Source organism: Oerskovia sp. PE-21s (assembly GCF_056158145.1).
Window position 1 is genome coordinate 62,551 of record NZ_JBUXJM010000004.1, and the last position, 24,544, is coordinate 87,094.

Below are 24,544 nucleotides of genomic sequence, written 5' to 3' on the forward strand. Positions count from 1 at the left end.
CGCTGCTCGCCTGCCCGACGGCGCCGCGCACCCCGCGCGCACCCAGCGCGCCTCGCCGGGGCGCTCAGCCCGCAGCCGGGTCGGTCGGCGCGTAGATCCGCAGGCCGCCGGGGACCATGGTGAGCGTCGCGCCGGTGACCTGGTCACCGTCGAGCTCGAGCGTCTCGCCGTCGTGCGCGAGGATCACGGGGTCGTGCGGGGCGCCGTCACCGAACCGGAGCGACAGGTCGGGCGTGGTCCAGGCGTCGAGCGCGAGGTGGCGTTCGAGTCGACGGACCCGTCCGGCGAGCGAGGACGCTGCCCCGCCCGCGACCGTCTCCAGGAACAGGCGTGCGCGGCTGTAGCGCTGCTCGGCGCGCCCCGTGCGGACGTCGAGCACGCCGTCGTCGAGCCGGATGCGCTCGACGGGCGCGAGGTTCTGCGGGACGTACTTGTTGACCCCCGCGAAGAACGACCAGTAGCTCCCGACGACCCCGTCGACCGACACCCGGAGCGGGGTCGCGGAACGCAGCACGCGCGACGTCGCCCAGAGCGTCGCGGGCCACTTCCCCAGGCGCTTCTCGGCGCGTTCGCGCTGCGACACGAGCTCGGGGTAGATGCCGAGCGAGAACGTGTTGAGGACCGTCATCGGGTCCTGCCCGTCGACGCGGAGCTCGGCGACGTCGACGCTCACGCCCGACCCCGCCTGGACGGCCCGGACCGTCGCGGTCATCGACGTGAGGTCGGCGGCCTTGGCGAAGTGGTTGAGCGTGCCGCCGGGGAGGACGACGAGCGGGAGGTCGTGCTCGCGCGCTGCGGCGGCAGCGGTCGCGACGGTCCCGTCGCCACCGCTGATCCCGAGGGCTCGGGCGGGGCGGGCCTCGCTGTCGCCGTCGGACCCGCCGGTACCCTCGCCCTTCGCCGCCCGGTCGTAGATCTCGCGCAGGTCGTCGCCCTCGGCGAGCACGTGCACCCGCGCCTTCGGGAGGTCGCGGCGCAGGACCTCGAGCGGGTCCTCCTTGAGGATCCGCCCGGACCCTGCGGCCGTGTTGACGACGACGAACAGGCCCTCGCCGTCGGGGAGCGCGGGCACGTCCGTGGGCGGTCCGGCGGGTACGTCCGGCTCGGGCCCCGGTGGGGAGGGCACGAGCCACCGGCCGAGCACCGCGAGCCCGACCCCGAGCGCCGCGCCCCCGACGACGTCCGAGAACCAGTGCGCGCCCACGTGCAGCCGCGAGTACATGACGGCCCCCGCGACAGGAGCGACGACCAGCCCGGCGGCGGGCCACTCCAGGGCCACGCCCGCGGCGAACGCCCCCGCGGTGGCCGAGTGGCCCGACGGGAACGACGGCGTCGTCGGGTAGCGGCGCAGGCGCCGCACGAGGGGCAGCGGGTCGGCGGAAGGGCGGTCGCCGCCGAACAGCCCCTTGCCGAGCAGGTTCGCGGTCGCGCTCGCGGCGGCGACGCTCACGAGACCCCGCACCGCCGCCCGGCGGCCGCGCGCGCCGGTCGCGGCCAGCCCCGCGCCGAGCCCCATCCACAGGACGCTGTGGTTCGCGGCGGTCGTCAGGCGCACGAGGGCCGCGTCCGCCCGGGGCCCGAGCTGTCGCCGGTACGTCCGGTCGTTCATGCGGCGGTCGAGGCGGGCGACGGCGGGGAACGCCTCGTGGGGCTTGACGAGGCCCGTGAAGCGCGGCTTCCGTCGCGGGGTCTGGGGTGGCGGGACGGGAGCGGACGACATCCAGCCACGGTAGGACGCTCGCGCCCCGTCCGCCCACCCACGCCGCCCCGAGGGCGCCCGCGCACCCGGGGGAGCGGCGCCGTCGGGCCTCTTCGCGCGGCCCGGCACCCTCGTTCTGACACAACTCCGATAAGTTCTCCCTATGGGCACCACCCCCGACCCGATCCGGGTCTTCCTGCTCGACGACCACGAGGTCGTCCGCCGCGGCGTCGCCGCCCTCCTCGAGGCCGAGGACGACATCACGGTCGTCGGCGAGGCCGGCACCGCCGCCTCCGCGCTGACCCGCATCCGCGCCGTCCGACCCGACGTGGCCGTGCTCGACGTGCGCCTGCCCGACGGCTCGGGCGTCGAGGTCTGCCGCGACGTGCGTTCCGAGATGCCGGAGATCGGCTGCCTCATGCTCACGTCCTTCGCGGACGACGAGGCGCTGTTCCAGGCGGTCCTCGCCGGCGCCTCGGGCTACGTCCTCAAGCAGATCCACGGCTCGGACCTCGTGGGGGCCGTGCGGACCATCGCGGGCGGCGGCTCGCTGCTCGACCCGGTCAGCACGGCGCGCATCCTCGACCGGCTGCGCACGCCGCAGGCCCAGGAGGTCGACCGCCTCGAGGGGCTCTCGCCGCAGGAGCGTCAGATCGTCGACCTCATCGGCGAGGGCATGACGAACCGGCAGATCGGCGAGCGCCTGTTCCTCGCGGAGAAGACGGTCAAGAACTACGTGTCGCACATCCTCTCGACGCTCGGGCTGCAGCGCCGCACGCAGGTCGCGGTCCTCGCGACCGAGATGCGCACGGAGGACCGCCCGCGCGGCTGAGTGGTGCGCCGCGGCGGTCCCGCGGCGTCGAGCAGCACGGCGATGCCCGACGACGGAGCGCACGTGGGTGCGCGGGTCGCGCTGGGCGCGTCTCGCCCTCGGAGATGAACTCGTCGGTGGCGACCATCGTGCCCGCCTCGGCGACGTGGTCCGTCACCCTCGGTCGTGAGGGCCTCAGGCGTTCGGGATCCGCCACACGAGCGCGGTACCGCGGCCCGTGGGGACGACACCCGTCGACCCGTCCGCCGTCGACGCGGCCCCCGGCCCGCCGGCGGCGCCCGCGAGCTCGCGCGCCGCAGCCTCGGCCGGTCCGACGGACAGGGTCCCGCGCAGCGCCTCGGCGCGCGTCGCGAGGTTGTGCAGGCCGCCGCGGTGGTCGCCCGCGTCGACGCCCGCGCAGCCGATCCCGTCGTCGACCACGGACAGCGTGATGGCGTCGTCGGTCACGCGCAGCCGCACGTCGACGCGCGACGCGCGCGCGTGGCGGGCCACGTTGGTCAGGGCCTCGCCGACCACGACCACGAGCTGGTCCGCGACCTCGGCGGGCACGAGCGACGAGTCGTCGCTCTCGATGATGATCGAGGGCGCGAACCCGAGCGCGGACGTCACCGCACCGGCGGCCGCGGTCAGGCGTTCCTGGAGGCTCGCCTCGGGGGGAGTGGTGGCCTGGAGCGCGAAGATCGTCGAGCGGATCTCGCGGATCGTGTCGTCGAGGTCGTTGACGGCCTCCTCGACGCGCGAGCGCACGAGCTCGTTCTCGATGTGCTTGGTCGTGCTCATGAGCGTCATCGCGGACGCGAAGATGCGCTGGATGACGACGTCGTGCAGGTCGCGCGCGATGCGCTCGCGGTCCTCGAGCACCGCGACCCGTCGCCCGTCCTCGTAGAGGCGGGCGTTGTCGACGGCCACCCCTGCGGCGGCGGCCAGGGCGCGGACCGCGGCCTCGTCGTCGCGCGTGAAGGGCGACCCGTCGCGCTTGTCGGTCAGGTAGAGGTTGCCGTAGACGGAGTCGCGGACCTGGATGGGGACGCCGAGGAACGTGTGCATGGGAGGGTGCCCCGCGGGGTAGCCGGACGCGGCCGGGTAGCCCTCGATCTTGTCGACGCGCAGGGGGTGCGGGTTGCGGATGACCTCGCCCAGGAGGCCGTGCCCGTGGGGCCAGTGGTCGATCGCCTCGACCTCGGAGTCCTTCATGCCGACCGGCACGAACCGGCCGAGCCGGTCCCCGTCGCGCACGCCGAGCGCCCCGTACCGGGCGCCGGTGAGGTCCATCGCGGCCTCGACGATGCGGCGGAGCACGGTGTCGAGGTCGAGGTTGCTCGTGATGGCGACGACGGCGTCGAGCACGCGGTGCGCGACGGCAGAGGGAAGAGACTCGGTCACCCACGTGAGTCTGTCAGACGTTCGGACCGGAACCGGCCTCGGCAGGACCGGGACGTCGCTCTCTCGTGCGTGGTAGGTCTTCAGGTACTCCATGACTACCCCCTCGATCTTCGTGAGCTCCGGGTGTGTCCCCGGCCGGTCGGCGGGTGGCCGACCGGCCGGGGAAAGAGCGACGGCCCTCCGGGAGGTGACCGGGAGGGCCGTCGGGCGGGGCAGGGTCTCGCGTTCCCTGGTGTTCCCCGCGTCTTCCTGGGTGTATCGCCGTGGCGAGCGGATCGCGTCGCCGAACCGGGATCAGACCAACCAGGAGTTCTTGCGGACGAGCGGGAGGCTCTTCCACTGTCGGCCGAGGCCGAGGGTGTCACCGGCGCCGATCATGGCCAGCGAGATGATCGCGAGGGCCTCGACGACGTGGCTGTCGATGATCGGGTTGGTGGTCAGGGGCAGGGAGGCCAGGTACATGAAGCCGAGGAGGACGGTGCCGGCGATCGCCGCGATCCGCATCCCGATCCCGAGCATCAGGGCGAGCCCGATGCCGAGGAGGCCTGCCATGAAGAGCCAGTCGGCCCAGGCAGCACCGGCCATCCCGTTGAAGAAGCTCGCGAACGGACCCTGGACGCCGCCGAGGAAGCCGGCCGTGGGGCTGCCTCCGTTGATCCAGGCACGCTCCGAGGGGGTCGAGAACCCGAGCCCGAAGGTCTTGTCGAGGAACGCCCACACGAAGTAGAAGCCCATGACGATCCGGAAGACCCCGAGCACGATCTGCGTCGGGAGGGTTCCGCGGACTGCGAGGCTCGCGGTCGTGGTGGCCCCCGAGACCTCGTGAGGGACGGCACGTACTGCTCGGGCCGAGCGGGCCGAGCTGGCCGGACGTTCGATCGTTGCACTCATGTCGTCTGTCTTCCTCTCCAGGACCGGATCCCCATCCGGTGCGTTGACTCCATTCCACCGGAGCGGGAGGGCCCGGACCTGGGGCGAAGGTCGAGGAACGCGGGGGACCTAGGTCCCCTCGTGCCGGGACCAGCGGGACAGCGTCTGCGGGTGCGTCACGTGAACGCGGGATACCCGCCCGACGGCGTGGGTCCCCACTCGCGCTCGGCCCACGCGACGGCGTCGGACAGGACGGTCGCGATGCTCGGGGTGACGTCTCGCAGGTGCTCGGCTCCCCACCGCCAGCGGGACATCACGAGCTGCCGGTACGACGGTGACTTCCCCTCGGGTCCCACGTGGGGGCGGTCCGCGACCGCGCCGTCGACGAGCCAGCCCGTCATGGCGAGGATCCAGCCCGCGCACGCGAGCAGGACGTCGCGGGTCCAGGCAGGCTCGACGACGGCGTCGGGCAGGTGCTTGCCCAGGCCCGCGGTGAACGCGGCGAGGAGCCCGTCGGTCAGGCCCGGCGGCGGGTCGAACACGCACCAGCACGTCGAGAACGGCATGAGCGTGTACGCGGCGTCGAGCGCGGGGTGGTGGACGTTGGTGTCCTCCAGGTCGAGGAACACCCAGCCCGCCCCGGTGCGCACGGCGTTGTCGGGGCACGTGTCGCCGGGGGAGACGACGGCGCAGCTCCCGGGCGCGCGCAGGCTCGCGACCGCCTCGAGGTCGTCGTGCACGAACGCGAGCATCGCGTCGAGCGGTTCGCGTGCGAGGTCCGTCGGGGTGGGCAGGGCCTCGACGAGCCGGTGCACCCCGGCGCGGGCGTCGGCGTCGAGGTCCCACCCCTTGACGACGCCGCGGGCCGCGAGCTCGCCCGAGAAGCGTTCGACGTGCCGCCCTGACGCCCCGGCGAGCGCACCGAGCGCGGTCGCCCAGTCGTGCGCGCCCTGCCAGGCGGCGTCGCGGTCGGTGCCGAGCAGGAGGTCGGCGAGCGTGGGGCCGTCGCCGACGTCGCTCATGACGACCAGGCGGTGCGCCTCGTCGACGGCCAGCAGGGTGGGGGTGTGGTCGAGGGTCAGGAGCCCTGCGACCTCGTGCTCGAACGGCAGGCCGTGCACGCCGGGACCGTCCAGGAAGCGCTTGACCACGACCGTGCTGCCCGTTGCGTGCGCCGCGGCGCGGGTCGTGTCGAGGCGGTCGTCCGCGAGCCCCGCGACGACGCGGGCACGGACGACCAGGGACCGCTCCGACCCGCCGAGGGCCTCGGGTTCGGCGAGCGCGGCGCCCAGCGCGATGCCGGCGAGCGCCAGGGTCTCGTCGAGGTCGGGGAGGGAGGTCCTGGCGGGCTCCGGCGTCGGGGAGGCAGAAGGCATGGCCCAGTGTCCCCGGGCCCCGAGGTGGGGTCAACGGGAACCGTGACGGACTGTCAGGAGGTCGCGCCCTCGACGTCCTGCGAGAACTTCTCGACCTCGCCGCGCAGGTCGTCGAGAGAGCTGCTCACGGCCTCGTCGGCCGACTTCACGGCCTCGGACGCCGACTGGAGCCGGGCCGAGGCCTCGTCGAGCCGCGCGCGGGCGTCAGCGACGCGCTGCTCGGCCTGCGCCTTGGTCTCCTCCGTCGCGGTGGCCGCCTCGTCGAGGGCGGTCTGGAGGTCCTCCGTCGCGGTCTTGGCCGAGGTCACGGCCTCCTCGACCTGTGCGCGCTGGTCGGCAGGGAGCGAACCGAGCGAGTCGACGAGCGACTGGACGTCCCCGCCGATGGTCTCGGCCTGCGCCTTGGCGTCGTCGAGGAGCTGGTCGAGCTGGTCGCTCGAGATGGAGATCTCGGGGATCGTGATGCTCCCGTCGTCGCCGCACGCGCCCAGCACGGACGTGGACAGGACGAGCGCGAGCCCGACGGCGGCGCTCCGGCGGATGCGTCGGACGCTGGCGGTGTGCGTGGCGTGTGTGTCCATCTCCCCATTGTGCCGACGTCGGATGAGAAGTCACCCATGAACGTCCCGGACCAGGGTGGCGCACACGCCGAAACTCCCTCAGGCTGGAGTCTGGCCGTGTTCGCAGATACCCTCGCACGGTCGAACGTCGCAGAACGGACATGGGAGTCTCGTGGTGACCTTGCCGACGCACCGGGTGCGTTCCAGCGGCCCAGGGGGCAGGCACGGCGCGCACCGCGCCGCGCCCGCCGCCACTGGCGCGCCCGCTGTCGTCGACGCCCCTGCTGTGCTCGACCAGGCCGACAGGCCGAACGAGCCCGCCCGTCCTCCGGCGGAGCCCCACGACCACGTCGATGCCCGTCATGCGCGACGCCCGGCGCGGGCGGTCCCGCTGATCCTCTCGTCGACCCTGGTCCTCGGGTCGGCCATGACGGTCGGGTTCGTCGGGTCCTCGATCACGCACCGCGAGGCGTGGTCGGTGCAGTACGCGGCGGACGAGCCCGTGGCCGGCGCCGCGTTCGGCGTGCAGCCCCCCGCCTACGAGCCACCCAGCGAGGACGTCCAGCTCGACCGCGTGGTCAAGATGCTCGACCGGTCTGACGAGGTACTCGGCACCGATGCCGCGGTCTCGGAGCCCGTGCTGCAGGCGCGCTCGGAGCTCGGCATGCTGCTCGCGACCTACCAGGCCCAGCAGGCCGCGGCCGGCGGAGGCGCCCGGGGGTCGGTCGACGCTCCTGGGCCCGTCTCGCCCGGCGCCCTGCCCGGCGAGGACCTCGCGACGCCGCCCGCCGCACCGACCCCTCTCGCCCCGACGCCCCCCGAGACCCCGGGCGAGCCCGGGGCGCCGGGAGCGGGCACCGGGCAGGCGTCGACCGTGCCGCCGTCGACGGGCACACCGTCGACGCTCGTACCGGCCGGCCCGGGGGTCCAGCCCGCCGCGAACCCGGTGGTCCCACCCCCCACGACGGCCGACGAGGGGTACGGGGCCGCGGACGTCCTGGCGACCGATCCCGACCCGTACGCACCCGGGGCGGCGGGGGCCGTCACGCCGGGACTTCCCGTCCCGCTCACGACAGCCACGACGCCCACGCCCCCCGCCGACGGCGCGGCGGACGGGTTCGACCCCGAGACAGGCCTGCCAGCAGCGCCTGCCCCCGACCCCGCCGACCCGACCGACGACGAGGCCCCGTCGCACGAGGGCCTGGTGACGATCGACGACGTCGTCGCTGCCGCGACCCGGCTCTCCGAGCTCATGGGGCCCGCGTACGCGCTCGCGGCCGTGGGTGTCGTCCCGGCTGACGGTCAGATCCCTGCCGACATGACTCTGGCCGACCAGCTCGCCGCCGCGGTCGCGAAGTACGCGGATAGCACCTCCCAGTACGCCAACGGACAGCTCCCCGACGCGGTGCTGTGCACGCTCGCCTTCGCCCCCAGGCACAGCCTGCGGTGCGACGCCGCCGAGCAGCTCGAGGCGCTCGCGGCCGAGTACCAGAAGGCGTTCGGCAAGCCGCTGCGCATCACCGACTCCTACCGCAGCTACGACGACCAGGTGGCCGTCAAGGCCGCGAAGCCGTTCCTGGCCGCCGTCCCCGGGACGTCCCAGCACGGGTGGGGTCTCGCGATCGACGTCGGCTCCCCGGTCTCGACCGGGACGAGCGCCGAGTACCAGTGGATGCGTCTGCACGCCCCGGACTACGGCTGGGACAACCCCACCTGGGCGCGTCCTGACGGGCGCAAGCCCGAGCCGTGGCACTTCGAGTTCTACGCGGCCGGGGCCATGCCGGACCGGTACGAGCCAGGGGCGGAGACGACGCCGACGGCACCTCCCGTGCCGACGGCCCCCGCCTCGCCGTCGACTCCTCCGCCCGCGCCGTCACCGACGAACCCCGTGCCGACGCCGACCCCGACGACCCCGGTCCCGACGGACCCGCCGCCGACCCCGACGCCGACGCCGACCCCGACGCCGACCCCGACGACGCCCGAACCCACCCCGACGACCCCCGCCCCGACGACGGACCCGACGGACCCGCCGACGACACCGGCACCGTCGCCGACCGAGTCCTCCGTGGCTCCCTCGACCTCCCCGACGAACATCCCCGCGCCGACCGCGACGTCCGGAGCCCAGTGACCGCCGCGGCCCCCGACTCTCCGGACGCGCGCGACCACGAGTTCCTCCGGGTGTGCGTCGACCTCGCCCGGGAGGCGCTCGACGCGGGCGACGAGCCGTTCGGGTCGCTGCTCGTCGACGCCGAGGGGACGATCCTGCGCTCGGACCGCAACCGGGTCCGCGGCGGGGACGCGACCCAGCACCCGGAGCTCGCTCTCGCCAGATGGGCTGCCGAGCACCTGGACGCCGAGCAGCGGCGGACGAGCGTGGTCTACACGTCGGGCGAGCACTGCCCCATGTGCAGCGCGGCTCACGCGTGGGTCGGCCTGGGACGGATCGTGTACGCCGCGAGCAGCGCCCAGCTCGTCGGGTGGCGTGCGGGATGGGGCGTGCCCCCCGGACCTGTCGCGCCGCTGCCGATCGCCACGGTCGCCCCCGGGACTCCGGTGTCGGGCCCCGACCCGGCGCTCGTGGACGAGGTCCGGGCGCTCCACGCTCGCCTGCTGGGCGTGGACGACCACTAGGGCGGCCTTCCGTACGGCACGGCAGGCGCGACGGTCGAGCCACGACGTCGGGGTAATCCGGTCGCGGCCCGCCTGCCCGACCCCGTAGGGTTGCCCTCATGTGGATCTGAGCCTGCTCGCGAGACCCCCTTCCTCTCGCGCCCCGACGTCGCCCCGCGACACGCCCCCGTCGTGTCCTGGCCGTGCCCGACGTCGGTCGGCAGCCTCTCGTGCCGCCGTGGCGCCCTCTTCGTCAGGTGATTCCGTGCCCCAGCCCTCATCCGCCCTCCTCGCAGCCTTCGACCTCACCAAGTCCTACGGTGACCGCACCGTCCTCGCGGGGGTGAGCCTCGCCGTCGACCCCGGCCACCGGACCGGGCTGGTGGGTGAGAACGGCGTCGGCAAGTCGACGTTGCTGCGCCTGCTCGCCGGGGTCGAGGACCCCGACTCGGGGACGGTCACGCGGCCCCCGGACCTCGGCTACCTGCACCAGGAGTTCCCGTACGGCCCGACGACGACCGTCGGCCAGGTCGTCGAGGACGCCCTCGCGGGGGTCCGGGAGATCGAGCGCGAGCTCGAGGCGGCCGGGGCTGCCCTCGCGTCGCTGTCCGAGCCGGACCAGGACGTCGCCCGGTCCGCTCCCGACGACCGGCGCGCTGACGTCGACGCCCTCACCGCGGCCTACGACCTGGCCCTCGCGCGCGCCGAGCAGTCGGACGTGTGGGGGGCGGACGCTCGCGCGTCCCGGGCTCTCGCAGGCCTGGGCCTCGACGTGATCCACCGCGACCGCATGGTCTCGCGGCTCTCGGGAGGGCAGCGCACCCGTCTGGGCCTCGCGGCTCTCCTCATCCGTCAGCCCGGCGCGCTCCTGCTCGACGAGCCGACCAACCACCTGGACGACGAGGCCGCCGAGTTCCTCGCGTCGGCCCTGCGCGCGCTGCCCGGCGCGGTGCTGCTCGCGAGCCACGACCGCGTGTTCCTCGACGAGGTCTGCACCGAGATCCTGGACCTCGACCCTTCGCAGGAGGCCAGCTCGGCGGGTCGCACGGGCGGCACCCTGTACGCGGGCAGCTATCGCGAGTACCTGCGGGCCAAGCGCGTCGAGCGCGCACGGTGGGAGCAGCAGTTCGCGGCCGAGCAGGACGAGCTCAAGGCGCTGCGCCGGTCGGTCGCCACCACGGCCCGCAACGTCTCGCACAACCGTGAGCGCGGCAACCAGTCGAAGCTGCTCTACGACGCCAAGGGGGAGCGCGTGCAGTCGCAGGTGTCGCGGCGCGTGCGCAACGCCCAGCAGCGTCTCGACACGCTCCAGGCCGAGCAGGTGCGCAAGCCTCCGGCGCCGTTGCGGTTCGCGCCGCCGCACCTCGTGCGCGAGCGTACGGCGAGCTCGTCCCCGGGACGCTCGGGCGGTCGGCGCGGCTCCCAGGGAGCGTCGAACGGGACCGACGGCCTGGCGCTGTGGGCGCGTGACGTCGTCGTGCAGGGAGGAGCGACCGAGCCGGGCTCCGCCTCGGACGGTCGTCCGCGCCTCGACCTGCGGGCGGCCGGCGTGCCGTCGATCGACCTCGCCCCGGGCGCCAAGCTGCTCGTCACCGGGGCCAACGGGTCCGGGAAGTCCACGCTGCTGCACGTGCTGGCGGGCGACCTCGCGCCGTCGTCGGGCACGGTGGGCCGCGCGCGGGGCGTCGAGGTCGCCCTGCTGGAGCAGGACGTCCGCCTGCACGACGACGCGCGCACCCCGCGCGACCTGCTCGCCCTCGTCACGGGGCAGGACCCCGCGGACCGCCCGCACGTCGACGCGCACGGCCTCGTCGCGCCCCGCGACCTGGACCGACCGCTGGCGTCGCTGAGCGTGGGACAGCGACGGCGGGTGGTCCTCGCGATGCTCGTGACGCAGGCGCCCGACGTGCTGCTGCTCGACGAACCGACCAACCACGTGTCGCTCACGCTCGCGGAGGAGCTCATGGCCGCGGTCGAGACGTGGCCAGGTGCCGTGGTCGTCGCGTCGCACGACCGGTGGCTGCGGCGGACCTGGAAGGGCGACGTGGTGGACCTCGGCTCAGGGAGCTGACCGCGCCGGCGACGGCGACGCCTGGACCGGCACGAGGAGCTGCGCGCGGATCTCCCGCACGACCTCCTTCTGGACCTCGACGGGCGGTGACCCGTCGGGATGCAGGCCCAGCAGCGTCGCGAGCCGGAGCTGCGCCTCCTGGAGGTCGGCCAGCCGACGGCTCTCGGCCCGCCCGCCTGCGCGCCGGGCCGCCTTGCGCGCCGCGCGGCGTCCGTGGACGGAGCGCAGGGCCTCCCTCTCGTCGGGCGTCACGACGTCGTCGGGCTGGCCGGCGAGTGCCGCCTCGAACCAGCGGTGGTCGATGTGCCGCGCGTAGCGGACGACGAGCACGAACGCGAGGATCAGGACGACGTACTTGACGACGACCGACGCGAACGCGCCGGCCTCCGACGACGGGAAGAAGATCTCGGGGGCGTTCCACGCGAAGTGCAGCACCCAGGCGAGCGCAGAGGCCGCGACCGCGACGGTGACGCGCCGCGCCGTGGAGACCTGGAACGCCACCAGGGCGTAGGCGATGCCGAAGCCCGCGATCGCGCTGAACATCGCGTGGCCGCCCAGGCCGACGAGCACGCGGCTCAGGCCGACCTGGAGAGCGCCTACGGCGTCGGCGTTCGGGTCCATGATCGCGCCCTGCACGATGTAGCTGATGTTCTCGCTGACCTCGAAGCCCAGACCGACCATCGCCCCGTAGACCAGGCCGTTGAGCGGGCGGGTCACGTGCGCGCGGCCCGCGTACAGGACCAGGACCACCCCGAGGAGCTTGACGAGCTCCTCGTCGGTCGGCCCGACGAGGGCTGCCGACCAGGAGGCCAGCCCGACGCGCTCGAGCGCGGAGATCAGGTGGTCGTTCGCGACCACGACGATCGTCGGGGCGGCCACGAATCCCCACGCGTAGGCCGCGAGGAGCATGCCGACGGGCTCGTCCTCGAACAGGTCGAGCCGCCGGACGACCGCCGTGAGGAGCAGCGTGACGAGGACCGCGAGCAGTACCCCGATCGCGAGCCCCTCGGGTGTGAGGAACGCGTCCTGGCGGGCGACCCGGAGCATCCCGACGCCGGTCACGACCAGGCAGACCCAGTAGAGCCAGGTCGCCCACTGGTAGTGGGGGAAGAGGGCGCGCCGTCGTCGCCCGGGCGCGCTCGTCGGAAGGACGACCGGGACGTTGCGCGGGGCGTGGTCGGTCATGAGATCGTCACGGCCTTCACCAGGTCCGCCACGGCCTCGGCCTGCGCCTGGAGGTCGGACGCCGTCCCGTACGCGAGGATCGACACCCCGCCCTGTGCGTGCTGCGCCGTGACCTTGACCGTGAGCGAGGCCGCCTCGGGACCGCTCGACCGGAAGACCCCTGAGACCTCGGCGGGGTCCCCGTCGGACACGATCTGCGCGTCGTACAGGCTCGTACCCGTCGAGAGCTCGGCGAGCCGGGCTCGCCGAGTGAAGAAGACGTTCGGGTTCTCGACGCCCGAGACGACCTCGATCTGGACCTCGACGCCTCGGCGGTCGACCGTGAGGCTGGCACCCTCGAACGTCGACTCGCTCGCGTCCCCCGACGCGATGTCGGCCGTGGTGGACCACCCTGCCGGGAACCGGACCGTCGCGGTCGAGGCGCCGTCGGAGACGGTCACGACCCGCCCTGCGGCGATCTCGGTCTCGGTGGGCGGGGTGCCCTCGTCGACAGCTGTCGGGACGAGCCACAGGGCCACGAGGGCCAGCAGCACGACGGCCGTCGCGACCGAGCCCACACGGTCCATGCCGAAGCGTCCGCGACGCTCGGGCCGCAGCAGCGGGGGCGGTTCGGGTCGCATGGCTCTCCTCGGGCTCGTCCGGGTCGGGCGTCCCTCGATGCAAGCACCGGGGCGCGAGGTCCGCGACCCGGGACGGCGCGGACACCACGGGGAGGTGACGTGGACGACACGTGCTGATCGGCCCTTCGCGTGGTGAGTGTGGGCGGCGATGCCTAGGGTCGAGGGCATGAGCGAAGAGCGGGCACGCGCCGCACTGGAAGCGTCCGGGATCGACTTCACGATCACCCGGCACGGACCCGTCGGCTCCCTCGAGGAAGCCGCCGAGGCGCGTGGGATCGACCCGGCCAACATCGTCAAGACGCTCGTGGTGCGCCGCGGCGACGAGGACTACCTGTTCGTCCTCGTCCCGGGCGACCGGACCATCTCGTGGCCCAGGCTGCGGACCCTCCTGGGCGTCTCGCGCCTGTCCATGCCGGACAAGGAGGTCGCGCGCGAGGTCACGGGGTACGAGCGAGGGACGATCACCCCGTTCGGCGCGACGACCGCCTGGCCCGTGGTCGCCGACTCCCGGGTCGTGGAACGCGACGGGGCGTCCCCGCTCGTGTCGATCGGCGCAGGCGCCTTCGGGGTCGCGGCGAGCGTCGACGGCGCGAGTCTGGCGAAGGCGTTGGGCGCGCAGGTCGCGGACGTGACCGAGCCGGTCTAACCTCTCAGAGTTTGACCTCCACGGATCCCGACAACGGGAACACCGTTCATTGCCCGATCGTTGACCAGGAGGACGGTCCGCGAGGCCACCCTCACCGACTGACGGAGCACGAGAAGAGCATGACCATCCCCAGCACGTACGACTCAGGCATCAGCTACGAGGCGACCCCCGAGGGGTCGCTCATCACCCTGTGGGGAGAGATCGACGCAGCGTTGAGGGACCGCGCGAGCGACGCCATGGCACAGGTGCTCACGCATCCCGGACCGGTGACGATCGACGTCGGACGCGTGACGTTCATCGACTCGTCCGGCATCGCGTTCATCCTCCAGGTCTACATGCTGGGCTCCGAGGACGGGCGCGCCGTGGTCCTGCAGGACCCGACGACCTCGCTCGAGGACCTGCTCGAGATGATCGGCATGGCCGGGACCATCCCCGTCGTGCGGACCGCGACCGCAGGGTCGTAGCCCGTAGGGTCCTCGCGGCTCGACCGGGGTGACGACGAGGTCGACCCGGGGCCGAGGGGCTGGTGCACAGGGCTGTGGGTGGCGCCCGCTACCGTTCGGGGCATGCGCATCCTGCACACCTCGGACTGGCACCTCGGTCGCACGCTGCACGGCGTCGACCTGCTGGACCATCAGGCTGCGCACCTGGACCACCTCGTGGACGTCGTCCGCGCGGAGGGGGTGGGGGCGGTCCTCGTCGCGGGCGACGTGTACGACCGCGCGATCCCACCCGTGGACGCCGTGAACCTCCTCTCGGACACGGTCGCACGGCTCGCCGAGCATGCGGACGTCGTGCTCACGCCGGGCAACCACGACTCGGCGATCCGGCTGGGCTTCGGGGCGTCGCTCATGCGTGCGGGCGTCCACTTCCGCACGCGCGTGCCCGACGTCGGCACGCCCGTCGTCCTGGACCCCGCCTCGCGCGGTGGCTCGGGCGGCCGCGTCGCGGTGTACGCGATGCCCTACCTCGACCCGGACGCCGTGCGGTGGGAGCTCGCGGACGGCTGCGGATGCGGTGGCGACGCGCGGGACCTGTCCGGGAGAGAGCACGAGCGCGCCCCGCTGCCGCGGTCGCACGAGGCCGTGACCGCAGCTGCCGTGCGGCGGGTCGCGGCGGACGTCGCGCGCCGTCGTGAGGGTGGCGGCGACCGGCTGCGGAACGTGGTCGTGGCTCACGCGTTCGTCGTCGGCGGGCAGGCCTCGGAGTCCGAGCGGGACATCCGGGTGGGCGGCGTGGACTCGGTGCCCGCCGGGGTGTTCGGGGGAATGGGCGTGGACTACGTGGCCCTGGGTCACCTGCACGGCCCGCAGACCGTCACGGTGCCCGGTGTTTCACGTGAAACCACAGGTCAGGGCGACGAGGTCGCGACCGTGGCCCGCTACTCGGGCTCGCCCCTCGCGTACTCGTTCTCGGAGATGCACCAGCAGAAGTCGACCGTCCTGCTGGACCTCGACGCGACCGGGGACGCCCGGACGCAGCTGCTCCCGGCACCGGTCCCGCGGCGTCTCGCGGAGGTCACCGGGACGCTCGACGACCTCCTCGGCGCGGCCGGCGACCCGCACACCGACGACTGGCTGCGCGTGTTCGTCACCGATCCCGCCCGGCCCACCGAGATGTACGCGCGCGTCCGCGCCCGGTTCCCGCACGCGCTCCAGGTCCAGCACCGCCCACCGGTGACCGCGGAGCGCGAGGTGATCTCCGTCGTCGGGCAGGGGAGCGACCCGCTCGAGGTGACCCACGAGTTCGTCCAACACGTCACGGGGACGGGACCCGACCAGGCCGAGGGGGCCGCGCTGCGCACCGCGCTCGAACGCGCCCTCGCGAGCGAGCGGAGCGCCTGATGCACCTGCACTCCCTGACCCTCCAGGCGATCGGGCCGTTCGCCGGACGGCACGTCGTCGACTTCGCCCAGCTCGCGACCTCGGGCATCTTCCTGCTCGAAGGCCCCACGGGCGCGGGGAAGTCGACCATCATCGACGCCGTCGTCTTCGCGCTGTACGGCAAGGTCGCGTCCGAGGCCGCGAGCGAGGACCGGCTCCGCTCGGCGTACGCCGCCCCCGACGTCGAGTCGTTCGTGGACCTCGTCTTCGAGACCGGGTCCGGGGTCTACCGCGTGCGACGCACCCCCGAGTTCCAGCGCGCCAAGAAGCGCGGCACAGGCACCACGACCCAGCAGGCCGGGGTGAAGCTCTGGCGGCTCGCCGGGGCGGACCAGGCCGCGGCGGTGCCGGGGGCCGACGCCGACGACGACGTACCCGGCGAGCTGCTCTCGACGCGGCTCGACGAGGCCGGGCTGGAGATCCAGCGGGCCGTCGGGCTCGACCGCCGACAGTTCGTCCAGACCATCGTCCTGCCGCAGGGGGAGTTCGCGAACTTCCTCCGGGCGGACCCCGAGCACCGGCGCAGCCTGCTCCAGAAGGTCTTCGGCACCGAGATCTACGACCGCGTGCAGACCGAGCTCGCGGCCCTGAACCGCGAGGCGCAGGGCGCGGTGTCGGCCGCCAAGGGCATCGCGACGGGGGCCGTCGAGAACTTCGTCGGTGCCGCCGGGCTGACGAGCGAGGCCACGGCCACCCTGCGAGAGGCCGTGCGCGACGACGTCCGGCTCGCGGGGCCGCTCGACGCGGCCAAGGAGTCGGCGGGCGACGTCGACGGTGACCGTGACAGCGACGTCGACGGTGGCGAGGCCGCGGCCTTGCCGTCGGTCCGGACCCTCGTCCACCGGCACGTCGCCGCGATGCAGCGGACCGCCGACGAGCTCGGCGCGAGCGAGATCTCGGCCAACAGCGTGCTCGTCGCGGCCCGTGACGCCTTCGAGGCGGCGCGCTCGCTCAGCGCAGCCGTCGTGCGCCGCGACGCGCTGCTCGCCGAGCAGGCGGCGCTCGACGCCGCTGCGGACCAGGTGGCCGCCGACCGTGAGACTCTCGCCGCCGCGCAACGGGCGGCCGTGGTGGAGCCCGTCCTCGCGGGTGCCCGCCACGCCGCGACGGAGCACGCTGCCGCGCTCGAGCGGCTCCTGCTCGCCCGCACCGGGGTGCCCGAGTCGCTGGCGTCGGCCGACGTCACGGCCCTCGACGTCCTGCGGTCGAGCCTCGCGGCCGCGAGCACGCGCCTCGTCCGGCTCCTGCCCGTGGGGGAGTCGCTGCCGCTCCGGGAGCGGGACCTGGTCGACGGCCGCAAGGAGATCGAGCGCGACCGCGAGGAGCGTGCACGGGTCCTCGCGGAGCTCGAGGCGCGCCCGGCCGAACGGGCCGAACGGGAGGCGCGGCGCGACGAGCTCGCCGACGTCGCCGGACGCCTCGGCGAGCGGCAGGAGAAGGTGCTCGCGGCCGAGTCCGTGCTGCGGGCCGCGCGCCAGGCCGTCGAGACCGGCGCCGCCCTCGACGCCGCCCGAGCCGGTCAGGAGCAGGCGGTCGCCGCCGCACGGGCCGCGTCCGACGCCGAGCACGCACTGCGCACGGCCTGGCTCGGGGGCATCGCGGGCGAGCTCGCGGCAGGGCTGGAGCCCGGGGACGCGTGCCCTGTCTGCGGCGCGCACGAGCACCCCGCGCCCGCCCGGACGGGTGACGAGCACGTGGGCCGGGACGGTGTGGAGGCCGCCGAGGCCGCCCGTCGGGCCGCCGAGGAGATCGTCGCGGCGGCGTCCGCCGAGGTCGCGACCCTCGCCGAACGCCTCGACGGGTTCCTGCGGGCGGCCGGAGGCGTCGAGGTCGATCAGGCGCGGGCGGCGCTCGCCGCGGCCAAGGAGCTCGTGTCGGCGTCCTCTGCGGCCGCCACCGAACGGTCCGAGGTGTCCGCAGCCCTCTCGGCCTTCGACGCCGAGACCGGCGACCTGATCACCCTGGCCTCGACGCTCGCCGAGCGGATCGCGGGCGAGAGCGCGCGCCTCGACGCACTGGCCGCCGGGATCGAGCAGGACCGCCGCGAGATCGCCGACGAGCTCGACGCGACCGGGCCGCTCCTCGCGGGCGCCGGCCTCCCGGACCCCTTGGCCGACGAGGGCGCGCCCGCCAACCCTGTCGCGGTGCTCGCGGCAGCCCTGCGGGACCGCGATCTCGCCGTGAGCGCCCTGCTCGACGCCGAGGCCGCGGTCGCCCGCACGTCGGCCACGGTCGAGGCCCGGGCGGCCGAGGTGGCGGCAGTCGTCGCCGAGGCCGGGTTCGACGACGAGCAGCAAGCCGTGGACGCGCTCCTGTCAGCCGAGAGCCGTCAGGAGCTCGACCGCAGGCTCCGCGCGGTCGACGCGGACACCGAGCGCGTCCGGAGAGGGCTCTCCGAGGAGGTCGTCGCGTCCCTGCCCGCGGACGTGGACGTCGATCTCGACGGCGCGCGTGACGCCGTCGGGCAGGCCGAGGCCGCCGAGCGCATGGCCGCCCTCCAGGCGAACGGTGCGTCCCGGCGCGCGACGGCGGCCGCGACCGCAGCAGCCGAGATCGGGTCGACCGTGTCGGCCTGGGTGCGCGCCCGCGAGGACGCCGCGCCCGTCGCACGCATGGCCGCGCTCGCCGCGGGGTCCGGCAGCGACAACGCCAAGGCACTGTCCCTCGCGACGTTCGTGCTGGTCAGGCGGTTCGAGGACGTCGTCGCGGCCGCCAACGAGCGGCTCCGCGAGATGTCGGACGGGCGCTACGAGCTCGAACGGTCCGACGAGAAGGAGGACGTCCGCACCCGCCGGACCGGGCTCGCGATGAAGGTCCTCGACCACCGCACCGAGCAGGCGCGCGACCCCCGCACGCTCTCGGGCGGCGAGACCTTCTACGTGTCGCTGTGCCTCGCGCTCGGCATGGCCGACGTCGTGACCGCCGAGGCCGGAGGCGTCGACCTCGGGACGCTGTTCGTCGACGAGGGCTTCGGGACGCTCGACCCCGAGACCCTCGAAGCGGTGCTCGGTGAGCTCGGCAAGCTCCGTGCCGGTGGTCGCGTCGTCGGCGTCGTGTCGCACGTCGACGCGCTCAAGCAGGCCATCGCGGAACGTATCGAGGTGCGGCGGCTCGCGAACGGGTCGAGCACGCTCACCGTGCGGGCGTAGGTCAGTCGGCGAGGTCCCGCGCTCGCAGCAGCACCGCGTCGAGCATCTCGGGCGTCAGCCGACCCGTGAACGTGTTCTGCTGGCTCACGTGGAAGCACCCGAGCAGGGTCAGCGTGCGACCGTCGGGATGCGTGAGACGCACCTCGGCCCCGTGACCGAACCGCGGCCGCGGGCGCGGGACCGACCACCCCTGGTCGTCGAGCGTCGCGAGCAGCGCCTGCCACCCGAACGCGCCGAGCACCACCGCGACCCGCGGCCCGACGAGCTCGAGCTCGCGCCCCAGGTACGGCGCGCACGTCCGACGTTCGAGCGGGGTCGGCTTGTTCGCGGGCGGGGCGCAGCGGACCGGAGCCGTGACGCGGATCCCGGTCAGCACGAGCCCGTCGTCCGCGCTCACCGACGTGGGCTGGTTCGCGAACCCCGTGCGGAACATCGACGCGAACAGGAAGTCTCCCGAACGGTCGCCCGTGAACATGCGTCCCGTGCGGTTCGCGCCGTGCGCGGCAGGCGCCAGCCCGACCACGAGGACCGCAGCCCGCTCGTCGCCGAACCCGGGCACGGGCCGCGCCCAGTACGTCTCGTCACGGAACGAGGCCCGCTTCTCCGCCGCCACCCGTTCGCGCCACGCGACCAGTCGCGGGCAGGCCCTGCACTCGACGAGCACCTCGTCGAGCGCCCCGACGCTCCGGGCGGAACGGGCCTGGAGGGGGTACGTGGCGTCGTCGGGCCCGACGACGGCGCTCACCTCGCGCGGCACGTCACCTCCCGCGAACGTCGCCCCACCGCTGCTGTCACCCCTGCCGGACGAGCTGCTGCAACGCCCAGGTGTTGCCGTCCGGGTCTGCGAAGTACGTGAACCGGCCCCACGGCAGGTCCTCGACAGGAGGGGCGTCGACGCCGTGGTCGAGGAGGTGCTGACGGGCCTCGTCGGCGTCCGGTACGACGACCTGCAGACCGCGCTGCGCACCCGACGGCATGTCGGTCATGTTGACGTCGAGCACGATCGAGCAGGCGGAACCCGGTGGGGTGAGCTGCACGAACCGCAGGTCGTCGTTGACGGGGATGTCGTGGTCGGCGTGGAACCCGACCTGGTCGACGTAGAACGCCTTGGCCCGGTCGATGTCCGACACGGGCACGGGGATGAGCTCGAGCTTCCAGTCCATGGTTCTCGCTCCTGCTGATCGGCTGGTGATCTGCACGGCCCGCCGGAGGCGGACACCTCTCCACCGTACGAAGAGAAGCGGCCACCCGCTGGCCGGGACTGTCCCGCGTCGCCACCCCCTGGGTGCCACCTCCTCGGTGCCGAGCATGCGGTTGGCGTCGCGATCCGGGGGAGTTCGGACGCCCACCGCATGCTCGGCGGACGCCCACCGCATGTTCGACGGCGTCGACCGGGCGCGGGGCGGCAGACGTGGTCCAGGCCGGCGTGGTCCGAGCAGGCGCGGCTCAGGCGCGGCGGGGTGCCGGGGTTGCGGTCGCCGACGCCTCGGCGGCCTCGACCACGGCCTCGGCCGCCGCGACGACCCCGAGCTCGGACGCGTCGGAGACGAGCACCGGCTCGTCGGCCGTCCCCTCGACCGGTGCCCGCAGCGACCTCGTCAGACTCAGCAGCAGCAGCCCCGCGACCGAGATGACGCCGAACATGACCGCGGCCATGGTGATCGTGACGTCCCCGCCGATGAGGCCCGTGAGGGGCGCGATGCCTGCGCCGACGCCGAACTGCATGGCCCCGAGCAGGGCCGCGGCGCTGCCGGCCCGGTGCGCGTTGCGCTCGAGGGCGACCGCAGGGACCGACGGCATGACGAACCCGGCGGTGCCGAGCGTCAGGACGATCAGGGCGACGATCACGGGCAGTCCCGCCCCGCTCAGGGTTGCGGCGAGCAACCCCGCAGAGAGGACCATCCCGACCGGCACGATCACGCGCAGGATCTGCTCGGGCGTCACGCGCCCGACGAGCGCGCCGTTGACCTGGCTGCCGATCGTCACCGACACCGCGCCCGCGCCGAAGATGATCGCGTACTGCTGGGCGCTCAGGCCGAACTGCTCCTGGAACACGAACGTCGACGCCGAGATGTAGGTGAACATGGCGGCCATGTAGAACCCGCCGAGCAGCGCGAGGCCGAAGAACGACCAGTCGCGCACGAGCGACCCGTACGAGCGCAGCGCCGCCGACGTGCCACCCGTCCGCCGCATCGCCGGGGGCAGCGACTCCTTGAGGCGCAGCGCGGCGAGGACGAGCAGCAGCACGCCGAAGACCGCGAGGGCCACGAACATCAGGCGCCACGAGCCCATCCGCAGGAACTGGGCGCCGATCGTCGGGGCCAGGATCGGCGCGACGCCCACGACCAGCATGAGGCGCGCGATGACCTTGCCGACCAGGAAACCCTCGAAGTTGTCGCGCACGATCGCCATCGACAGGACCATGCCGGCTGCGGCCGTGAGGCCCTGGACGAACCGCAGCACGGTCAGCATCTCGATCGACTGGACGAACACGATCCCGACCGAGGCCAGCACGTAGATCGAGAGCGCGGACAGCAGCGGCAGGCGCCGCCCGACCGCGTCGGAGAGCGAGCCGATGAGGAGCTGGCCCAGCGCGAGGCCCGCGAGGGTCGCGGTGAGCGTGAGCTGGATGCGGGACTCGGTCGTGCCGAGCTCCGTGACGATCTGCGGGAAGGCCGAGAGGTACAGGTCGATCGTGAGCGGGCCGATCGCCGTGAGCGCCGACAGGAGCAGCACGAAGCCGACGGTGATCCGGGTGGCGCGCGTGGGCGCGGACGCTGACGACGCTGGTGGTGGGGTGGCCATGACTGCGCCAACCCCGACCACCAGACCGTTGTTCCCGGACGCCGTACGGCATCCGAGGGGTGAGACGGGTCAGCCCTGGGCGCGCTCGTCGCGCCAGGCGACCCACTGCTTCACGAGCGACAGGTCGTAGTCGGGTCCGCTGACACCGACGGTCAGGAGGGTCGCGCCGAGGCCCACGAGCTCCTCGCCCACCTCGGCAGGGGGTCGGTTGACCGCGACCGACCGCTCGACGAGCGAGGCCGTGTCCCTCCCGACGGCGACGCCGTGCTCGTCGAGGATCGCGCTCTTGCGGGCGAGCGTCGCGGCGTCGCCGAACGAGTGCCAGGCCGTCGCGTGCTCGGCCACGATGCGCAGCGTCTTGCGCTCGCCACCTCCCCCGACGAGGATCGGGATCTCGCGGGTAGGAGCCGGGTTGGACGCGGCCCACCGGGCCTTGATGCGGGGGAGGGCGTCCGCGAGGTCGGCGATGCGTGAGCCCGCGGTGCCGAACTCGTAGCCGAACTGGTCGTAGTCCTTCTCGAACCAGCCCGCGCCGATCCCGAGGATCAGGCGGCCACCGGAGATGTGGTCGACCGTGCGGGCCATGTCTGCGAGGAGCTCGGGGTTGCGGTAGCTGTTGCACGTGACGAGCGCCCCGATCTCGACGCGGCTCGTCTGCTCGGCCCACGCGCCGAGCATGGTCCAGCACTCGAAGTGCTTACCGTCGGGGTCGCCCGTCAGCGGGAAGAAGTGGTCCCAGTTGAAGATCACGTCGACCCCGGCGTCCTCGGCGCGGGCGACCGCGTCGCGGATCTGGGGGTAGTCGGCATGCTGTGGCTGGAGCTGGACACCGATGCGTACGGGACGAGTCATGGGCCTCAGCCTAGACACGCCTGGTGCCGAGACGGCGAGGTCTTTCCTCGCATCGTGGCCAACTCCGCAGGTCACAGATGCGCAACGGCCGGGCGATGTCCAGAATCGGCACCTACTGTGGGCGGATGAAGCGATGGTGGTGGGTGGTCGGCGGGCTCGTCGTCCTGGTGCTCGTGCTCGTGGTGGTCGACCGTGTCACGGTGCGTATCGCCGAGGGGACCGCGGTGCGGTCCATGGAGCAGGGTGACGTCGAGCTCACCGATGCGAACCTCGACATCCTGGGCTTCCCGTTCCTGACCCAGGTCGCCGGCGGCGAGCTGGACCACGTGACGGGGTCGGCGGCCACGGCCACGTTCGGCGGGTACACCGTGACCGACCTGGACCTCGACGCGCGCGGTGTCTCGACGAGCGACCCCTACGTCGTCCGGTCGGGGACCGCGACGGGGCTCCTCGCGCCGTCGTCGCTCGACGCGGTCGTGAGCGAGGCGGTCGGCGAGCCGGTCACGTTCAGCACCGAGGGGGACCTGCTCGTCGCGAGCATGGACGTCCTGGGGGTGCCGCTGTCGGCGCGGCTCACGCCGCGCGTCGACGGCAACACGATCGCGGTCGACGTCTCCGCGCTGACCCTGGGCCCCGCGACCATCACGATCTCGGACCTCCCGGCACCGATCGCGAAGCTCGTGACGAACCTGACGGTCCCGCTCGACCTTCCGCAGGGCGTCAGCCTCACGTCGGTCGGGGTGAGCGACGGGGCGATCCGGGTCGAGCTGTCCGGGAAGGACGTCGCGCTCGCGGACCTCGCGGTGTCGTGAGGTGAGCGGCTCGGGGGCGCTCGGGTCGCCTGACGCGGAGGCGGTCGTCGCGACGCGCCTCGTCGCGCACTCCCTGCGGGGCGACGGGCTCGCGAGCGTGCGCGCCGTCGTCGGGCACCTGGGGGCCGTCCAGTCGCAGGAGTTCAACCCGTCCCTGTGGGGGCTCGCGCAGCGCACCGCGGGGGCGCCCTCGGTGGCTTCCGTGCGCGACGACTTCTCCGCGGGCGCGTTCCTGCGCACGCACGTCCTGCGCCCCACGTGGCACCACGTCCTGCCCGACGACGCCCGCTGGCTCCTGCGGCTCACCGCGCCCCGGGTGCATCGTCTCAACCGGCCGTACTACCCGGACCTGGGCGGCCCGGCGCACGACGCGGCCGCGACCGACGTGCTCGCCGAGGCCGTCGCGGGAGGGAACCACCGGACGCGGGCCGAGCTCGCGGCGCTCCTCGCGGACCGTGGCCTGCCGTCGAACGGGCTCGCGTTCACGTACATCGTGATGCGGGCCGAGCTCGACGGGGTCCTCGTCAGCGGCGCGCTTCGCGGCAAGCAGCAGACGTACGCGGCGTTCGACGAGCGCGTGCCCGCGGGCTACGGGCCCCTCGGCGCGACGTACGACGACGACGCCGCGCTCGTCGAGCTGCTGCGGCGGTACCTGCGCAGCCGGGGGCTCGCGACCGTCAAGGACTTCGCGGGCTGGTCGGGCCTCACGCTGACGCGGGCGCGCGAGGGGCTGGCGCTGCTGGGTGCGGACGTCGAGCAGGTCGCAGGCGTGGGCGATGCCGAGGGCCTGTCGTTCTGGCGGCTCGTCGACGGCCCGCGACCCGCCGAGCACGGCACCACCGAGCGCACTGTACAGGTGGACCTGCTCCAGGGGTACGACGAGTACTTCGTGTCGTACAAGGACAGCCGCGACCTGGCCCGCGACCCGCTCTCGGCCGAGGCCCCGGCCGTGCTCCCGCTGCGCCTTCCCGGCACGGAGGTGTCGCCGTTCCTGCACGTGATCGCCGTGGACGGCCGCGTGGTCGGGCGGTGGCGGCACGCCCTGACCGCGAAGACCCTGCGCCTCGACACCCAGCTCTTCCGGCCGCTGACCCGGGCCGAGCAGCAGGGCTTCGACGCCCAGGCGGAGCGGCTCGCAGCCCACTGGGGCGTGGCGTACGAGGCGTCCTGACACGGCGCCGGACCCGGCAC

Annotated in this window: 21 protein-coding genes; 10 read left to right on the forward strand and 11 right to left on the reverse strand. The window is 73.9% G+C overall.

The features are described 5' to 3' along the window. Nucleotides 1-64 precede the first annotated feature (64 nt). Nucleotides 65-1,720, reverse strand: a complete 1,656-nt coding sequence (locus tag ACZDYF_RS08895) for a phosphatase PAP2 family protein (protein WP_475055631.1) — start codon at nucleotides 1,718-1,720, stop codon at nucleotides 65-67. A 142-nt stretch (nucleotides 1,721-1,862) separates the two neighbouring features. Between ACZDYF_RS08895 and ACZDYF_RS08900 the strand changes: the two genes are divergently transcribed. Next, nucleotides 1,863-2,531 (forward strand): response regulator, encoded by a 669-nt coding sequence (locus ACZDYF_RS08900; protein WP_191790006.1) that lies wholly within the window; start codon nucleotides 1,863-1,865, stop codon nucleotides 2,529-2,531. A gap of 174 nt (nucleotides 2,532-2,705) precedes the next feature. On the opposite strand, the gene ACZDYF_RS08905 is transcribed toward ACZDYF_RS08900, so the two are convergent. The 4 genes from ACZDYF_RS08905 to ACZDYF_RS08920 form a co-directional block, all read right to left on the reverse strand. Further along, the gene (locus ACZDYF_RS08905) at nucleotides 2,706-3,914 is read right to left on the reverse strand and encodes a GAF domain-containing sensor histidine kinase (RefSeq protein WP_400274113.1); all 1,209 of its coding nucleotides are present in this window, start codon (nucleotides 3,912-3,914) and stop codon (nucleotides 2,706-2,708) included. Nucleotides 3,915-4,208: 294 nt separating this feature from the next. Next, entirely contained in the window at nucleotides 4,209-4,805 is a 597-nt protein-coding gene (locus tag ACZDYF_RS08910) for a hypothetical protein (protein WP_191790003.1), read from the reverse strand. A gap of 155 nt (nucleotides 4,806-4,960) precedes the next feature. Continuing rightward, nucleotides 4,961-6,160, reverse strand: a complete 1,200-nt coding sequence (locus tag ACZDYF_RS08915) for a hypothetical protein (RefSeq protein WP_475055635.1) — start codon at nucleotides 6,158-6,160, stop codon at nucleotides 4,961-4,963. A gap of 53 nt (nucleotides 6,161-6,213) precedes the next feature. Further along, entirely contained in the window at nucleotides 6,214-6,741 is a 528-nt protein-coding gene (locus ACZDYF_RS08920) for a hypothetical protein (protein WP_475055637.1), read from the reverse strand. Nucleotides 6,742-6,895: 154 nt separating this feature from the next. Here ACZDYF_RS08920 and ACZDYF_RS08925 point away from each other — a divergent pair, with 154 nt between their 5' ends. The 3 genes from ACZDYF_RS08925 (at nucleotide 6,896) to ACZDYF_RS08935 (ending at nucleotide 11,401) form a co-directional block, all read left to right on the forward strand. Beyond that, a complete protein-coding gene (locus ACZDYF_RS08925; protein ID WP_475055639.1) occupies nucleotides 6,896-8,848 on the forward strand; it encodes a M15 family metallopeptidase in 1,953 nt (650 codons plus the stop codon). Beyond that, the gene (locus tag ACZDYF_RS08930) at nucleotides 8,845-9,351 is read left to right on the forward strand and encodes a nucleoside deaminase (protein WP_475055641.1); all 507 of its coding nucleotides are present in this window, start codon (nucleotides 8,845-8,847) and stop codon (nucleotides 9,349-9,351) included. The genes ACZDYF_RS08925 and ACZDYF_RS08930 overlap by 4 nt, the downstream gene beginning before the upstream one ends. Before the next feature lie 244 nt (nucleotides 9,352-9,595). Continuing rightward, on the forward strand, nucleotides 9,596-11,401 hold the full coding sequence (locus tag ACZDYF_RS08935) for an ABC-F family ATP-binding cassette domain-containing protein (protein WP_475055643.1): 1,806 nt from the start codon (nucleotides 9,596-9,598) through the stop codon (nucleotides 11,399-11,401). Here ACZDYF_RS08935 and ACZDYF_RS08940 read toward each other — a convergent pair. Next, on the reverse strand, nucleotides 11,390-12,586 hold the full coding sequence (locus tag ACZDYF_RS08940; RefSeq protein ID WP_475055645.1) for a PrsW family intramembrane metalloprotease: 1,197 nt from the start codon (nucleotides 12,584-12,586) through the stop codon (nucleotides 11,390-11,392). The two genes, ACZDYF_RS08935 and ACZDYF_RS08940, sit on opposite strands and share 12 nt — an antisense overlap. Continuing rightward, nucleotides 12,583-13,206, reverse strand: coding sequence for a hypothetical protein (locus ACZDYF_RS08945; protein ID WP_475055647.1), 624 nt, complete (start codon nucleotides 13,204-13,206; stop codon nucleotides 12,583-12,585). The genes ACZDYF_RS08940 and ACZDYF_RS08945 overlap by 4 nt, the downstream gene beginning before the upstream one ends. A 166-nt stretch (nucleotides 13,207-13,372) precedes the next feature. Here ACZDYF_RS08945 and ACZDYF_RS08950 point away from each other — a divergent pair, with 166 nt between their 5' ends. The 4 genes from ACZDYF_RS08950 (at nucleotide 13,373) to ACZDYF_RS08965 (ending at nucleotide 18,884) form a co-directional block, all read left to right on the forward strand. Beyond that, nucleotides 13,373-13,852 (forward strand): aminoacyl-tRNA deacylase, encoded by a 480-nt coding sequence (locus ACZDYF_RS08950; RefSeq protein WP_475055649.1) that lies wholly within the window; start codon nucleotides 13,373-13,375, stop codon nucleotides 13,850-13,852. Nucleotides 13,853-13,971: 119 nt separating this feature from the next. Further along, nucleotides 13,972-14,316, forward strand: coding sequence for an STAS domain-containing protein (locus tag ACZDYF_RS08955; RefSeq protein ID WP_191789994.1), 345 nt, complete (start codon nucleotides 13,972-13,974; stop codon nucleotides 14,314-14,316). Nucleotides 14,317-14,418: 102 nt separating this feature from the next. Beyond that, nucleotides 14,419-15,696 carry an exonuclease SbcCD subunit D gene (locus tag ACZDYF_RS08960; RefSeq protein WP_475055652.1) on the forward strand — a complete coding sequence of 426 codons (1,278 nt, stop codon included), beginning with the start codon at nucleotides 14,419-14,421 and terminating at the stop codon, nucleotides 15,694-15,696. After that, nucleotides 15,696-18,884, forward strand: a complete 3,189-nt coding sequence (locus ACZDYF_RS08965; RefSeq protein ID WP_475055654.1) for an AAA family ATPase — start codon at nucleotides 15,696-15,698, stop codon at nucleotides 18,882-18,884. Before ACZDYF_RS08960 ends, ACZDYF_RS08965 begins: the two co-directional genes overlap by 1 nt. A gap of 1 nt (nucleotide 18,885) precedes the next feature. Here the strand turns inward: ACZDYF_RS08965 and ACZDYF_RS08970 are convergent, their stop codons facing one another. The 4 genes from ACZDYF_RS08970 to ACZDYF_RS08985 form a co-directional block, all read right to left on the reverse strand. Beyond that, the gene (locus ACZDYF_RS08970; protein ID WP_204806905.1) at nucleotides 18,886-19,641 is read right to left on the reverse strand and encodes a uracil-DNA glycosylase; all 756 of its coding nucleotides are present in this window, start codon (nucleotides 19,639-19,641) and stop codon (nucleotides 18,886-18,888) included. A 34-nt stretch (nucleotides 19,642-19,675) separates the two neighbouring features. Beyond that, entirely contained in the window at nucleotides 19,676-20,047 is a 372-nt protein-coding gene (locus ACZDYF_RS08975) for a VOC family protein (RefSeq protein ID WP_475055656.1), read from the reverse strand. Between the two features lie 283 nt (nucleotides 20,048-20,330). Continuing rightward, on the reverse strand, nucleotides 20,331-21,620 hold the full coding sequence (locus tag ACZDYF_RS08980) for a multidrug effflux MFS transporter (protein ID WP_475055658.1): 1,290 nt from the start codon (nucleotides 21,618-21,620) through the stop codon (nucleotides 20,331-20,333). Between the two features lie 138 nt (nucleotides 21,621-21,758). After that, complete coding sequence (locus tag ACZDYF_RS08985; protein WP_204806908.1) at nucleotides 21,759-22,541, reverse strand: LLM class F420-dependent oxidoreductase; 783 nt, start codon at nucleotides 22,539-22,541, stop codon at nucleotides 21,759-21,761. A gap of 125 nt (nucleotides 22,542-22,666) precedes the next feature. On the opposite strand from ACZDYF_RS08985, the gene ACZDYF_RS08990 reads away from it, so the two are divergent. Together ACZDYF_RS08990 and ACZDYF_RS08995 are read left to right on the forward strand one after the other, a co-directional pair. Beyond that, nucleotides 22,667-23,353 carry an LmeA family phospholipid-binding protein gene (locus ACZDYF_RS08990; protein WP_191789988.1) on the forward strand — a complete coding sequence of 229 codons (687 nt, stop codon included), beginning with the start codon at nucleotides 22,667-22,669 and terminating at the stop codon, nucleotides 23,351-23,353. Nucleotide 23,354: 1 nt separating this feature from the next. Then, nucleotides 23,355-24,524 carry a winged helix DNA-binding domain-containing protein gene (locus ACZDYF_RS08995; protein WP_475055663.1) on the forward strand — a complete coding sequence of 390 codons (1,170 nt, stop codon included), beginning with the start codon at nucleotides 23,355-23,357 and terminating at the stop codon, nucleotides 24,522-24,524. The last annotated feature ends 20 nt before the right edge of the window (nucleotides 24,525-24,544 follow it).

Bases quoted from the DNA above. Each gene is read 5' to 3' on its own strand.
- ACZDYF_RS08895 (WP_475055631.1), bottom strand. From the start codon at position 1,720: ATGTCGTCCGCTCCCGTCCCGCCACCCCAGACCCCGCGACGGAAGCCG.
- ACZDYF_RS08900 (WP_191790006.1), top strand. From the start codon at position 1,863: ATGGGCACCACCCCCGACCCGATCCGGGTCTTCCTGCTCGACGACCAC.
- ACZDYF_RS08910 (WP_191790003.1), bottom strand. From the start codon at position 4,805: ATGAGTGCAACGATCGAACGTCCGGCCAGCTCGGCCCGCTCGGCCCGA.
- ACZDYF_RS08915 (WP_475055635.1), bottom strand. From the start codon at position 6,160: ATGCCTTCTGCCTCCCCGACGCCGGAGCCCGCCAGGACCTCCCTCCCC.
- ACZDYF_RS08920 (WP_475055637.1), bottom strand. From the start codon at position 6,741: ATGGACACACACGCCACGCACACCGCCAGCGTCCGACGCATCCGCCGG.
- ACZDYF_RS08940 (WP_475055645.1), bottom strand. From the start codon at position 12,586: ATGACCGACCACGCCCCGCGCAACGTCCCGGTCGTCCTTCCGACGAGC.
- ACZDYF_RS08945 (WP_475055647.1), bottom strand. From the start codon at position 13,206: ATGCGACCCGAACCGCCCCCGCTGCTGCGGCCCGAGCGTCGCGGACGC.
- ACZDYF_RS08950 (WP_475055649.1), top strand. From the start codon at position 13,373: ATGAGCGAAGAGCGGGCACGCGCCGCACTGGAAGCGTCCGGGATCGAC.
- ACZDYF_RS08955 (WP_191789994.1), top strand. From the start codon at position 13,972: ATGACCATCCCCAGCACGTACGACTCAGGCATCAGCTACGAGGCGACC.
- ACZDYF_RS08960 (WP_475055652.1), top strand. From the start codon at position 14,419: ATGCGCATCCTGCACACCTCGGACTGGCACCTCGGTCGCACGCTGCAC.
- ACZDYF_RS08965 (WP_475055654.1), top strand. From the start codon at position 15,696: ATGCACCTGCACTCCCTGACCCTCCAGGCGATCGGGCCGTTCGCCGGA.
- ACZDYF_RS08975 (WP_475055656.1), bottom strand. From the start codon at position 20,047: ATGGACTGGAAGCTCGAGCTCATCCCCGTGCCCGTGTCGGACATCGAC.
- ACZDYF_RS08985 (WP_204806908.1), bottom strand. From the start codon at position 22,541: ATGACTCGTCCCGTACGCATCGGTGTCCAGCTCCAGCCACAGCATGCC.
- ACZDYF_RS08990 (WP_191789988.1), top strand. From the start codon at position 22,667: ATGAAGCGATGGTGGTGGGTGGTCGGCGGGCTCGTCGTCCTGGTGCTC.